The 12,810-nt window shown below is 73.5% G+C and carries 7 protein-coding genes; all 7 read left to right on the forward strand.

What is annotated here, in order from left to right:
- The first annotated feature begins 321 nt into the window (after positions 1–321).
- Positions 322–1,500, forward strand: coding sequence for a tetratricopeptide repeat protein (locus ABD808_RS16420; RefSeq protein WP_344897111.1), 1,179 nt, complete (start codon positions 322–324; stop codon positions 1,498–1,500).
- Between the two features lie 119 nt (positions 1,501–1,619).
- On the forward strand, positions 1,620–2,318 hold the full coding sequence (locus tag ABD808_RS16425; RefSeq protein WP_344897114.1) for a Crp/Fnr family transcriptional regulator: 699 nt from the start codon (positions 1,620–1,622) through the stop codon (positions 2,316–2,318).
- 148 nt (positions 2,319–2,466) lie between these two features.
- Complete coding sequence (locus tag ABD808_RS16430; protein ID WP_344897117.1) at positions 2,467–3,702, forward strand: tetratricopeptide repeat protein; 1,236 nt, start codon at positions 2,467–2,469, stop codon at positions 3,700–3,702.
- Between the two features lie 326 nt (positions 3,703–4,028).
- Complete coding sequence (locus tag ABD808_RS16435) at positions 4,029–6,398, forward strand: vWA domain-containing protein (RefSeq protein WP_344897120.1); 2,370 nt, start codon at positions 4,029–4,031, stop codon at positions 6,396–6,398.
- A 29-nt stretch (positions 6,399–6,427) separates the two neighbouring features.
- Complete coding sequence (locus ABD808_RS16440) at positions 6,428–9,574, forward strand: tubulin-like doman-containing protein (RefSeq protein WP_344897123.1); 3,147 nt, start codon at positions 6,428–6,430, stop codon at positions 9,572–9,574.
- Positions 9,571–11,766: a hypothetical protein gene (locus ABD808_RS16445; protein ID WP_344897125.1), complete on the forward strand. Its 2,196-nt coding sequence runs from the start codon at positions 9,571–9,573 to the stop codon at positions 11,764–11,766. The genes ABD808_RS16440 and ABD808_RS16445 overlap by 4 nt, the downstream gene beginning before the upstream one ends.
- Complete coding sequence (locus tag ABD808_RS16450) at positions 11,763–12,809, forward strand: protein kinase family protein (RefSeq protein ID WP_344897128.1); 1,047 nt, start codon at positions 11,763–11,765, stop codon at positions 12,807–12,809. The genes ABD808_RS16445 and ABD808_RS16450 overlap by 4 nt, the downstream gene beginning before the upstream one ends.
- Position 12,810: the final 1 nt, after the last annotated feature.

Consider the following 12,810-nt stretch of genomic DNA (forward strand, 5'->3'; position numbering starts at 1 on the left):
GGCCGGTGCCACGGCAATGTCGTCACACCGGCCCCGTGCTCCCCGACTATTGACTACCGATGCGGAATGCACCACATCCGGATCTTGGCTCCAATCCCGGATAGAACGCGTTCGACAACCTTGGATGGGGCGACCTGCGCGCCTTCGAGTTCCGCGCCGCGTGACTGAACTGAAGCCCACTTTTTCAACCCGCCCGAAGGCTGTGAAACGGGTCCGGGCCCGACTACATGTCCGAGGTCGCGCCAACCCGCATTGTGACGGGGTGGGTGGACGCGCGGCGGGAGAGGGTGAGCGTGGCGGCACCGAACCTGGAGGTCGGGATTGGACTCGGGATGGGACGGGGACGCGCGGATCACCTGCGTCGGATTCAGCATCGGAGGGTGGCGGCGGCTGACCACGCCGGAACGGATCCGGGCGCGCGTGGAGTCGGTCGAGAGCGTGCGGCGGTCCGGGGGCGGCGAGGTCGAGGCGGTGTTCGCGACGGCCGAGACGCTCGTGCTCGTGCTCCGCGCCGAGCCCGTCGATACGGCGGTGGCGCTGGTGGACGCCCTGCGCCGCCACGACACCGAACCCTCGGAGCGAGGAGACGGCCCGGCATGGGCGGGACGAAGCGGAACACGAATCGGTGTCACGGGCGGCTCGGGCGCGGGCGCGCTGTCGAACGCCGAGGCCGTCGCCGAATCCATCCGGCTGATGGAACGGACGCGCGGGCACGAGGCCGAGGCGCCGTCGGCCGTCCTGCTGGGTGACCTGCTGCACTGGCATGTGACGAGGGCGTTCGCGTCGTCCGCGCCGAAGTTCCAGCGGATCACGGGCGACGCGTTCGGGCCGGGATTCTGGCTCTGGCGGGCGGGCACCCCCACGGACACGGACCCAGACCCGGACACGGACCCAGACCCGGACGCGGCCCCCGACGCGCAGCCTGAGAGCGAGGCGGGGACGGAGGTGCCGGTGACGACGTTATGGCGCCGGGTCCGGACGCAGATGCGCGCCGGGGAGCACGGCTCGGCGGCGGAACTGCTGCGGCGGATCCTGCGCGTCCGCCCCGGACCGGAACCCCTGCTCGCGCTCGGCGAATGCCATCTGCGGCTCGGCGAGCGGCGGCACGCGGTCGAGACGTGGCGCTACCTGCTGCGGCGCCACCCGCTGACGCCGGGCGCGTACCCGCTGCTGGACCTGGCCGAGCCGGACGACGTGGCACGCGCCTATCTGGAGGACGGCCTGCGCGTCGTCCGCGCGGGACCCGATCTGGCGGCGGAGCCGGAACGACTCGAACACGACCTGCTGCTGGCGCTGGCCGCGCGCGCGTACCGGCGGGGCGATCAGCGCGCGGGCGACCGGCTGGTGAACGCGGCGGTCGACGTCCACCCCGGGGGCGCCGCGCCGCTGCGGACGCTGGCGGTCGACGCCCTCCGGCGCGGGGACCAGGCGGGCGCGCGGAGGCTGCTGTCCGCCGCGCTCGCCCGTGGCCCGGAAAGGACATGGCCGGAACGGGCATAGATATGTGTCATGTGACCCGGTTCGGCCATGGTGGTCCTGCGATACTTGGTCCCCGTTCAGGCGATGTCCGGCCCTGGGGGGTCGATGCGGCGAGACGCGCGTGCGCGAAGGAGACGTCTGTGACGAGCTCCGGCTGGCATGAGCTTTCCTATCTCGGACGGCTGACCCCGTCCGCCCAGCGGACGATGCTGCGGCTCGGCCGGACCAGGACCCTGCGCCCGGGCGAGCCGCTCATGCACCAGGGCGAGCCGGGCACGGCCGTGTTCGTGCTGATCGACGGCCGGGTCGACGTGACCAGGGTCGTGGAGAACGGTTCGTTGTCGCTGCTCAGCATCCGGCACGCGGGCGACCTCGTCGGCGAGATGGCCGTGCTCAACCAGGAGGCGCGCAGCGCGACGGTGACCGCGTTGGACCGGTGCGTCGTCTCCATCATCCCCGCGCGGGACTTCCTGCGCTGCCTCGCCGAGCTTCCCGAGGTGCTGTTCGCGCTCAACCGCATGACCGGCGACCGGCTCACGCAGGCCAACACGTACCGCGCCGACGCCGCCGGGTACGACGTCGACGCGCGGCTCGCCCGCGCGCTGCTGTACCAGGCGCGCCGTTCACCGGACAGGGAGAACGGCCGTCCCGTCGTCAAGCTCAGGCAGCGGCAGCTCGCGATGCTCATCGGCGCGCAGGAGGGCACCGTGCAGAAGGCCCTGAAGGGCCCGGCGATGCGCGAGCTGGTCGAGTGCGGCCGGGGCTGGGTGGTGCTGCGGGACGTCCCGGCGCTCGCCCGACTCGCCGACATGCCGGTGCCCCCGGAGCTGTCCGGCTGAGGACCCTCCGCGCCCGAGGTCCCCGATTCCCGTCGCGTGATTAATCCCGGCCGAATCCCGCCTTGCCCGTACTGGTGCGGGTTGCGGCGCCGTCCGGGCCGCGAGACTTCATGCCGAGCCCCGGAGAACGGGCCGGAAGGGGGGTCGCATGGATGCCCGGTCGCGCCGTTCGCTGTGCGCGGGAATGGACATCGAGGGGTGGAGCAGGCGGCTCGTCCCGGAGCAGATCCGCGCGCAACAGGCGCTGGTCACGGTGGCCCTGGCGGCGTGCCGGGAGGCCGGGGTGCCCGAGGAGGTCGTGCAGAGCAGCGGCGACGGCGTGCTGATCATGCCGCCGAGCGACATCGACGAGAGCGTGGTCATCCCGGCCCTGATCGCGGAGCTGGAGGTCGCGCTCTGGCAGGAGAACCGGCTGCTGGCCGACGGCGCGCGGATCCGGCTGCGGCTCGCGCTGACCAGCGGCCTCGTCACGCCGGGCCCGGCCGGGTTCAGCGGCACCGCCGTGATCGACTGCTTCCGGCTGCTGGACGGCCCGCCGGTGCGGGCCGCGCTGGTCGACTTCCCCCGGGCGCAACTCGCGGTGGTCGTCTCCGACCATCTCTTCCACGACGTTGTCCGCAACGGGTTTCGGTCGCTGCGCGCTGAGGATTTCTGGAAGGTCCGCAGTTCCCTTCCCGGCAAGGGATTCTCGATGGACGCCTGGCTCTATGTCTCCGACCGCGTCGGTGGTCCGGCGGTGCCGCCGTCGTCCGGTTCAACGGGAGCATCGGACGCCGCGCGGGCCGCGGCGCGGGCCGATGGGGCGACCGGCGCGGTCGGAGACGCCGATCCGGCCGGGGCGGGCGCCGCGCCGTCCGGCCGCGTGGCGGAGGCGCGGGCGCTGCTCGCCGAGGCACGACCGCTGGACGCGATGCACCGGCTGGACGAGGTCTCCCCGGACGGCCGCGAGGAGTGGGCGGCGCTGCTGACCGTGCGCGCGGAGACGCTGATGCGGCTCGGCGAGTACGGGCGAGCGCGGCTCGACTTGGAGGAGTTGCTCGGCCTGGGCTGCGATCCGGTGTCGTCCGCGGGGGCGTCGACGCTGCTGCTGCTCGGCCGGTGCCACGCCGCGCTCGGCGCCGAGCAGGAGGCGCGGCAGACCTGGATGTTCCTGCTGGAGCACCAGCCCTCGTCGGTCGAGGCATACCTGGAACTCGGCGGGCTGGAGCGCCGGGCCGGACGGTACGCGACGGCGCAGACGCTGCTGGTGGAGGGGCTGCGCCTGGTCCGCAAGGAACCGCGCGGGACGGACGCCGTGACGGCCGACCGGCTGCTCGACGGGTTCCTGCGGGAGTTGGCGGCCCTCCCCGTGCTCGACGACCCGGAGGACGATACCGCCGGCTAGATCCGGAAATTCGGAGAACGATCTTAATTGCGCGTTCCGGTGGGGCGCACCGACGTTCCCCACTGAACGGGTCGATGCCATCCATAAGTGGAGCAATTTGGACATCGGGTCCTGTGTGATCTCAGGGATGGATGCCATGGGGCGAATTGGTAACAGTCGGATAACCGAGACCCACTCTGATGTAACAGTGGGGTAATCATCGGGATAGTCGGGGGAGTGGGGGTGACCTTATGCAGGGGGTCGGGAGAATGATGCGAAGAACAGGCCGTTCATTCGCGCGCCCGGTGGTAATGATCGCCTTGGCGCTGGCGATCATGGTCGTCCCAATGTGGCCATCGGTGGCGGTGAACGCCGCGCCGAGCATAAGGTCGAAGGCGACGCCGAACAGCGCGACGGGCGCCATTGTGAACGCGAAGTCGTTCGCGCCCGAACCGACGCTGACCGACGTGTCCATCCTGGTGGACGAGTCGGGAAGCCTGACGGAGGCCGACGTCCGGGAAGAGATCAAAGCCGCCACGACCATCGCGTTCAGCGGCCTGAATTCCCGCAGCCGGGTCTCGATCTACGGATTCGGCAGCCAGAACAAGACCGGGCAGAACGCGATCACCGCGGCGTGTCCGCCCCTCGTCCTGGACAGTTCCGTGAAAGCCGACGCCATCGGCGCCTGCGTCCGGAAACTGCATCACCGTGACGACTCCGAGGGCGCCGACACCGACCATGCCGCCGCGTTGGCCCAGGCGATGAGCGCCCTGAGCAACGGCGGGCCGCAGGGCGCCCTAAAAATGATCTTCCTGCTCACGGACGGGCGGCTCGACGTCCACGCCAGCCCTATTTACGGACGGATCGAAAGCGACCGTAATGGGGAGGCGCTAAAGCAGGTGGACACGCAGCTCGCGCTCGCGCGCACGAACGGCACGCAGGTGTGGCCGCTCGGCTTCGGCGACCAGATCGACCGGGCCGCGCTGGACCGGTTCGCGGCGGGCGGCTCGCAGGGCGGGTGCGACGAACGGTCCGCCTCCAAGCCGCGGGCGAGGGTCGTCCACGACTCGGGCGACGTGCTCGACTCGCTCACCGAGGCGTTCGCCGCCGCCGGATGCACGGGCCGCAGCCGCGGTGGCGAGACGACGCTCGGCGCGGGCGAGACCCGCGAACTGAAGATCAACATCCCGATCATCGCGACCGACGGCACCATCACCGTCGCGAAGGGCGACCCCCGGGTCCGGGTCGACTTCCTTGACCCGGACGGCAAGACCGTGCCCGCCGACGGGAAGATCGGCGACAGCGAGTTCGAACGCGCCGGTGAGAACGCGACGGTCGAGAAGCTGAGCATCGTCAACCCGAAGAACGGCGACTGGAAGGTCAAGCTCACCGCCCCGGACAGGCTGTCCAAGCAGCTCGTCAGCGCCACCGCGATCTGGCAGGGCGCGGTGAGCTCCTCCCTGGTCGTCGATCCGCCGAGCGCCCGCGTCGGCCAGCCGCTCACCGTGCGGCTCTCGCTGGTCACCCGCCGGGGCGCGATCACCGACGCCAAGGCCCTGTCCGGACTGACGTTCACCGTCCAGGCCCAGGGCCCGTCCCTCGGCGCGGCGAACAGCATCGTCGTCCGCGACGACGGCAGGGCCCCCGACGACCGGGCCGGGGACGGCCGGTACGCCGGGACGTTCGACGCGCCGCCGCGCCCCGGCGACCTCACGTTCACCGGGGTCGTCAGCGGCTACGGCGTCCGCGCCGAGAAGGTCCCGGTGACCGTCGCGGTCACCGCCGAGGGGCTGCCCGTCCAGGGCCGCGTGGCGTTCTCGTCCGGCGCGGTCGTGCACCCGGGCGGCGAGGTCCGGGGCAAGGTCACGATGGAGAACAAGGCCGCGCCCGCCCGCGGCCGGCTGGTCCTGGAGGGTTCGGGGAGGGCGCGCGCCACGCTCGCCGGTGCCACCGACCTGGCGATCGGGTCGGGCACCACGACGCATCCGTTCACCGTGCGGTTCCCCCCGGACGCCGGTCTCGGCGGCACGTCGCTCACCGTGAAGGTCGTTGACGCCGCCGACCCGTCCAAGACGTACGCCGTCAACCAGCTCACTGTCACGGTCAAGAATCCGCCCGGCTGGTTGCAGCGGCACTGGCACGAGATCGCGGGCGTGCTGCTCCTGCTGCTCCTGGTCGCGTTCCTGGCCTACCTGCGGCGCCGTGCCCGTCGTGCCCGCGTCGACGTGCGCGGCCTGCGGGCCTCGTTGCGGCAGGACGGCGAGGAGCTCACCGTCCTGAAGGCGCCGGGCAAGTGGGCGCCGGAGTTCCGGTTCGTCGTCCACGACTCCTCCGACGGCCGCGATCCCGGGCTCGACTACCCGCACCCCGGTGACCGGCCCGTCCGGGCCCGGCGTGGCGCGCCGGGCAAGGTCGTGGTGCAGATCCCGGACGGCCCGCGCTACGAGATCGAGATCGGCACCGGGGGCGAGCCGTACGAGGAGACCGGCCTGATGCTGGCCTTCACCGACGTGACCCGGCGCCGCTCCGTGCGTCCCCGCCGAACCGGGGACCGCGCCGGGGACAGGGCCAGGACCAGGGCCGACGCGACGTCCACCGACCGGCCCGACGACCTCGGCACCTCCGGCGGCCGTCCGGACGACCCCGGTTCCGGTACGGGCCAGGCGGAACCGTCCACCACCTCCACATCGTCGACCTACAACGACCCCTGGCTCTAGCGGCCGGTCAGAAAGAGGTCCCCCCAGTCATGAAGCTTTACCAGCCGGTCCTGTTCGTGGGGCTCGGTGGCACGGGCTGTCTGATCGGCGCGGAGCTGGAGCGTCGGCTCAGGGAGGAGATCTGCGGCCCCGACGGCACCGCGTTCCAGCGTCTCCGCGAGGACGCGCTGCCCTACCAGCTGCCGGGCTGCCTCCAGTTCGTGTACGCCGACGTCAACCAGGCCGACCTGGACCGGTTGCCGACCAGCGTCGTGCCCGGCCCGCAGCACGTGACCGCCGCCCAGCGGACCGCGCACTACGTCCGTGGACTGGTGCCGCTGGTCGACACCTACCCGGAGGTGGCGCGCAACCTGCGGGTGAACGTCGGGCGGGAGGTGGAGCCGTGGCTGCCGCCCGACCCCGGCGAGCCGAGGGTGACGCCGCTGCAACGCGGCGCGGGCCAGCTGCCGACGATCGGCAGGGCGGCGCTGTTCGAGACGTTCCGTGGCGGCACCGGCCCGGCGACCACCGACCTGAACGCCGCGATCGGTGGTCTGTCCGGCCCGCAGGCCGCCAGTGACCTGTACAAGCTCGGCGGCAAGTCCAGCAACAAGAACGCGGTGGACGTGTTCGTCGCGTTCTCGGTCGCGGGCGGGACGGGCGCCGGAATCTTCTACGACTACCTGCACCTGATCGGTGAGCTGTTCGACCGCACGAACCTGCGGCCCAAGATCTACCCGCTGGTGCTGATGCCGTCGGCGTTCGTCGACGGCCTGGGCGGCGGCCGTCCCGCGCAGTTGAACGCGGGCCGCGCCCTGCTGGACCTGTTCCGGCTCGTCGACCACCAGAACGGCGGCGACGCGCAGCGGGACCTGCGCGGATACACGGCCCGCGCCGACATCGACCCCGACGAGGTGGCCGTCCACTACCCGGTGGACGGCCGCATCGCGCTGCGGCCGGGCACCGCGCAGACGGCGTTCCTGTTCTGCCGTCCGGTGGGCGCCGAGCCGGGCGACCTGCGGCGGTCGGTGGTGTCGCTGATGCTGTCGCTGCTCGGCACCGAACTCGACCAGCGGACCAGGTCGGACGGCGAGCAGCACCAGTCGTTCGCCGACAGTTTCATCAACGCCAGCGTCGACCGGCAGATCCCGGCCGAGAACGGCATCGGCAACCGGGGCGCGTCCACCGCGCTGGTGGCGTCCCTGACGGTGCCGGTGGACGAACTGGCCGACCTGGTCGCCGGACGACTGCTGCGCACCGGGGTCGACGACCTGCGCGGCCCGCTGCCCGGAGTGGAGACGAACCGGACGCTGATCCAGGAGTTCTTCGCCGTCGCGAACATCGCCGAGATCTTCACCCGCCCGGCGCAGGACCACGCCGAACCCGACCCGGTCACCGGGGCCAAGGACGTCACGACGGCGCTCAACGACCGGGCCGAGGCGATGCGGGTGGCGCTGACCCGGCTGCGCGCCCGGCTCGACCGCGACATCCCCGACCGGGTGAACGCGTTCGATCCGCGCGACGCCGTGCCCCGGATGCTCGCGGGCGTCGACCCGTTCCGGCTGGCGCGGGCGCTGTTCGGCAACCCCGAGTCGGCCGACGAGGTGGAGCGCGGCGGCGCGGTCGGGCTGATGCAGCGCCGCCGCGTCGAGCCGCCCGCGCCCGAGGGACTCGGGCCGAACCCGCCGCCGCTGCCCGCGCTGCGCGACCGGAGCCTCGGCATGGTCAAGGTGAAGTGGGCCGACCCGGATCCGGTCGACGCCCGCCAGCGCCAGGACCAGTGGTACCGGTGGCGGACCAACGTCGCCTGGACCGAGCCGTGGTCGCAGCTCGCGCCGCGCTGGCGCAAGCCGATGGACCAGGTGGAGGCGATCCTGCGCGCGATGACCCGGGCGCTGGCCGACCACGCCGGGCAGGACCGTGAACGGTTCCGCGACCGGGCCGCCGACCTGTCCAAGGCCCGCGTCGGCGTGTCCTATCTCCTTCCGCCGGGCGGCGACCTGGAGCAGTTCTACGCCCGGGTCGTCCGGCGGATCACCGACGACCTGGTCGGTAAGGGGCAGTTGCAGCCGAGCGCGTCCGGGGCCGACCTGCTCGGCGTCCTGCTCGGCGCGGACGCCTGGCGGGAGGCGTACCGGACGGCGTGGGAGGCCACCCCCGAGGCGGCCGTGGCCGAGCTGCGCGAACGGGTGAAGGCCGAGGTCAAGACGTACTTCCGGATGGCCGAGCAGGGCCGGGTGCCGCTGCTGCCGACACTGCACGACCTGGTCGCGCAGGCCGCCGGGCAGGCGCCCGCCGAGTTCGGCGAGGCGGAGCTGGAGGAGTTCCGCAGCAAGCTCGCGGGGCTCGTCCCGGCGAACTTCAGCCCGCAGGGCACCGGCCGGTTGAAGGTCCTGGTGTCCTACCCGGCGGGCGCGGACGACCCGGGGATCGAGCAGTACCTGCGGGAGGCCGTCAACCTGCCCGCCGGGCCCGACATGGTCTACGACTTCACCCACACGACCGCCGAGTCGATCGCCGTCGTGCTCTTCCGGTCGTCCATGGGCATCACCGACGTCCGCGAGGTCCGGGACGTCCTGCGCACCTGGGCCGACGCGATCGACCGGCCGCAGCGGCAGGACTACCTCAAATGGCGGCAGCGGCTCGGCTACGACTTCGGCTACCTCGCCACCCACGAGGAACACCGCGTTCAGATCCTCCACAGGATGCTGTGCGCGATGTGGAACGGCAAGGCGACGGTGGACGGTGACCCGGCGTCGCCGATCAGCGTGTCGGTCCAGCTCGCGGGCGGTGTGTCGATGACGCTGGAGTTGACGCCGCTGGAGCACGCGTCGTCCTGGGGAAGCCTGCTCCAGTCCTACGAGCTGTGGACGTTCGCCGACAACGCGGGCATCCGCCGTGACTTCTGCTCGCAGCTCATGCAGGAGGCGCCCGACGGCGTCGGCAGCATGCCGAAGCCGCCCGGCGACCTGTACCTGGTGCTGCGCGACATGGCGGAGGGCCAGGTGCGGCGGCTCGACGAGATGCTCGAAGAACTGCATTCCTCCAGCCGTGCCCGCGCGAAACAGCTGCGCGACTTCTGGGCCCGCACCTATCCGGCCGCGCTGGACGCCGAGTTCACCGACGTGTCAGCGGTGCGCGCCAACCTGCGCGCCCTGGAGCGGCCCGCCATGGACCAGCCAGGGGAGGGCCGGTGAGCACCCGTGTCGTCCGGCTCGACCTCAAGGACTGCGACGCCGGTGAGGCCGCCACCCGCGTCGAGGAGCTGCTGCACACCTCCCAGGACCTCGGCATGCTCCTGGTCGAGGACACCGCCACGGCCGTCGTGCGGCATCGCGCCGCGTTCGAGGCGCTGGACGGGTCGCACCAGGTGACGCAGATGCTGTGCCTGGTCGTCGGACGCCAACCGGACGGCGCGGGCGCCGGCGACACGGACGGCGCGGGGCCGGGCGGCGGGGCCCCCGGCGGCGGAGGGCCGGGCAGCGGTCTGCGGCTGCCCGGCAACATCCAGCGGCGAACCCTGTGGGCGATCGAGGAGATCGGGGTGGACTGGCCGCTGCGGCCCGGTGCCCGCGCCCGGCGCCGCGACGCCCGCGACGGCGACGGCCTCGGCCGCCTGTCGGAGCTGCTGCGGCTGCCCGGCGTGTTCCGGCGCACCCATGAGCTGCTCGGCGACGTGCCGTTCGGCGCGGCCGTGCCCGGCCTGCGCATCGCCGGGGCCGCGGGCACCGGTCAGGAGGACTTCCTGCGCGTGCTGCGGGCGGCGATCCGCGGCATGCTCGCCGACGACTCGCCCGTCCCCGCGCCGCGCGACGACGACGCCCCCGCCGGACGGGTCGCGCTGCGGCTCGCCCAGGACGGTCCCCTGCGCCGCGCCGTCGACGCCGCCGACCTCGCCCTGGACGACGCCCAGGAGATGGCGGCCGAGCTGCCTGGCGTCCGGGCGCTCGTCCGGGAGCTGCCGATCGCCGCGTCCGTCGAGGCCGTCGGCGGACGCTTCACCGAGCTGCGGGAACGGGTCGCCGCGCTGTTCCAGGCGGTCCCCGGCGACGACCGGATGACCGAGGACCGGCGGGCCGCGATCGCCGCGCACGGCGTCCACCCGCCGGTGCCGGAGCCGTTCGAGGCCGAGCGGTTCCAGGAGACGCTGCGCTCGTGGGTGCGCGCGAGCCTCCGGGGCGGCGCGTCACTGCCCCGCATCGACCTGGACCTGCGCGCGTGGACGAGCACGCTGGAGCAGCACGGCGGGTACCCGCGCCGCCTCGGCCAGGTCTGCCCCGACGAGACGTTGCGGCGGCTTCGCTCCCCGGGGCCGTTCCCGCCGCCGCAGGCGTGGTCGCCGCTGCCCGGCGCGGTGTGCGCGGCGTTGGCGGGCCTGACCCCGATCGGCGTCGCCGGTGGGCTGGTCATGGCGCTGCTGTGGACGGCGCTGGTCGTGCTGACCGTGATCCGCGGCCCCGGCGGCCGGATGGAGGACCACTCCCGCGCGCTGGCGGTCAACGCGATCGGCGCGCTCGGCGGCGCGATCCTGGGCGGTCTCGGCGGCGACTCCGCCGCGTTGCCGGCCGGGGCGTGGGCGGCGGCGGTGTTCGCGGCCGTCGCGGGCGGGCTGGCCGTGATCGTCCATTCGTGGCGGTCCCGCGCGATCCGCTGGGTCGACGAGGCCGGGCTCGACCTCGCCGAACGAGCGCTCCAGGACATGCAGCACCTCCTCGGGCAGGCGGTGACCGGCTGGTCCCGGCTGAACCGGCGGCTCGACACCGTCGACGAGCTGAACCGGATGCGGCAGGGGCTCGGCGGGGTGCGCACGGAGCTGACGGAACGCTGCGGCGCGCTGGACGCCGAGGTCCTCCCCGAGGCCGCCGGGTCGCTGGCCGGGTACGGCGACTCCGTCCAGGTCTGGCTCGTCGACCTGGTGTTGCAGGCGCTGCGGCCCACCCGGCAGGCCAGGGCGGACGGCGAGGCCGAACGGCTCGCGCGCAAGGAGACCGGCCACCTCGTCGACGAGTGGGAGAGCGCCGTCGAACAGGGCCTGTCGGCCGAGGCGCTTCCGTTCGTCACCGACGCCCGGCCCGCCGCCCGCATCGAGGGCGAGGACCTGGCCTTCCTCACCGAGCAGGTCGGCTACGACCCGGCGGGGGAGATGTGGCAGCTGTGCGCGCCGCGCGACCTCGGGTTGCTGGACACCGCGGCGGGGGCGCGCGCCGTCCGGTTCGGCCCCGTCACCCGCGACCGGGCCGACGGCGGGGCCTTCCCGCCCGAGACCGTCCCGGTGTCGTCGTCGGCGCACTGCGGGGTGCTGCGCCTCGTCCCGTTGCACGCGCGGGTCGTCGAGTGGACGTGGACCGAGGACGAGCACGAGGCGGGTCACGAGGGAGGCAGGGCGTGAGCATCAAGCTGAGCTACCGCGACGTCCACGGCGCGAGGGTCGAGGCGAAGGCCGTCGAGCTGGAGGCGGGCGAGCCGTACCTGGCGCCGCCGCTGGAGGCCGGGCGACTGGATCTGGAGCTGCCCGACCGGACGGTCGTCGTCCGCCGCGTCCGCCCGATCGACCGGGGGCCCGGTGGGCTGGCGGCCGGATACCGGCAGCTCGACGCCGAGATCCTCGCCGGGCTGCGGCTGGCCCGGCTCTGCGACGGCCGCCCCTATCCGCGGACGGTGTCCCAGCTGGTCGGGTACGACGCCGACGCCGCGGAGCCGTTCGCGCTGCTGGAACCGCTGCGCGGCGTCGAGGTCGGGACCCTCGCCGGGACCCTGCCGACCGACCAGCGGCGCCGCTTCCAGATCAGCCTGCTGCGCGCCGTCCGGCTGCTCGGCGCGGCGGGCGTCGCGCACCGCGGCATCGGGCCCGGCAGCGTCCGGTGGGACGGCGCCGACGTGCAGATCACCGACTTCTCGCAGGCCGCGCTGATCGGGTCGCCGCGGGCCGTCACCGGCGCCCTGCCGTGGCAGGCGCCCGAGCAGCGGCCGGACACCCCGCCGGGCTGGGACCGCGGCGACGTCGGCCCGACCGACGACATCTGGGCCGCCGGTCGGCTGATCTTCCACATCGTCACCGGCGACGACCTCGACGACACCGCCAAGCTCGCCGCGCGGCCCGATCTGGAGTCGCTGCTCGCGGGCGTCATCGACCGCCCGGAACGCCGCCCGGACGCGCAGGCGCTGCTGCGCCGTCTCGGCGAGGCCGACGCGCCGCCGCGTCCGCTGCCCGCCGACCCGGCGTTCACGCGGGGTCGCGCCGAGTTCTTCGCGCAGCGGCACCGCAAGCATCCGCACACGGCGCCGCAGGCCGCCCCCGAGGCGCGGCCCGATCCGGCGGCCCCGCCGCCGCCACCGCCCGTGGAGCGGCGGCGGCGCGACGGTTCGTGGCTGCTGTGGGCCGGTGCCGCGGTGCTGGTCGTCCTTGCCGTCGTCCTCGTCCTGGGGCGGTGAC

Origin of the sequence: Actinomadura meridiana, from assembly GCF_039537545.1 — a bacterium.
GTDB lineage: Bacteria > Actinomycetota > Actinomycetes > Streptosporangiales > Streptosporangiaceae > Spirillospora > Spirillospora meridiana.

What these genes read in the sequence shown, in the direction of transcription:
- ABD808_RS16430 (WP_344897117.1), top strand. Translation starts at nt 2,467, where the DNA reads ATGGATGCCCGGTCGCGCCGTTCGCTGTGCGCGGGAATGGACATCGAG.
- ABD808_RS16435 (WP_344897120.1), top strand. Translation starts at nt 4,029, where the DNA reads ATGTGGCCATCGGTGGCGGTGAACGCCGCGCCGAGCATAAGGTCGAAG.
- ABD808_RS16440 (WP_344897123.1), top strand. Translation starts at nt 6,428, where the DNA reads ATGAAGCTTTACCAGCCGGTCCTGTTCGTGGGGCTCGGTGGCACGGGC.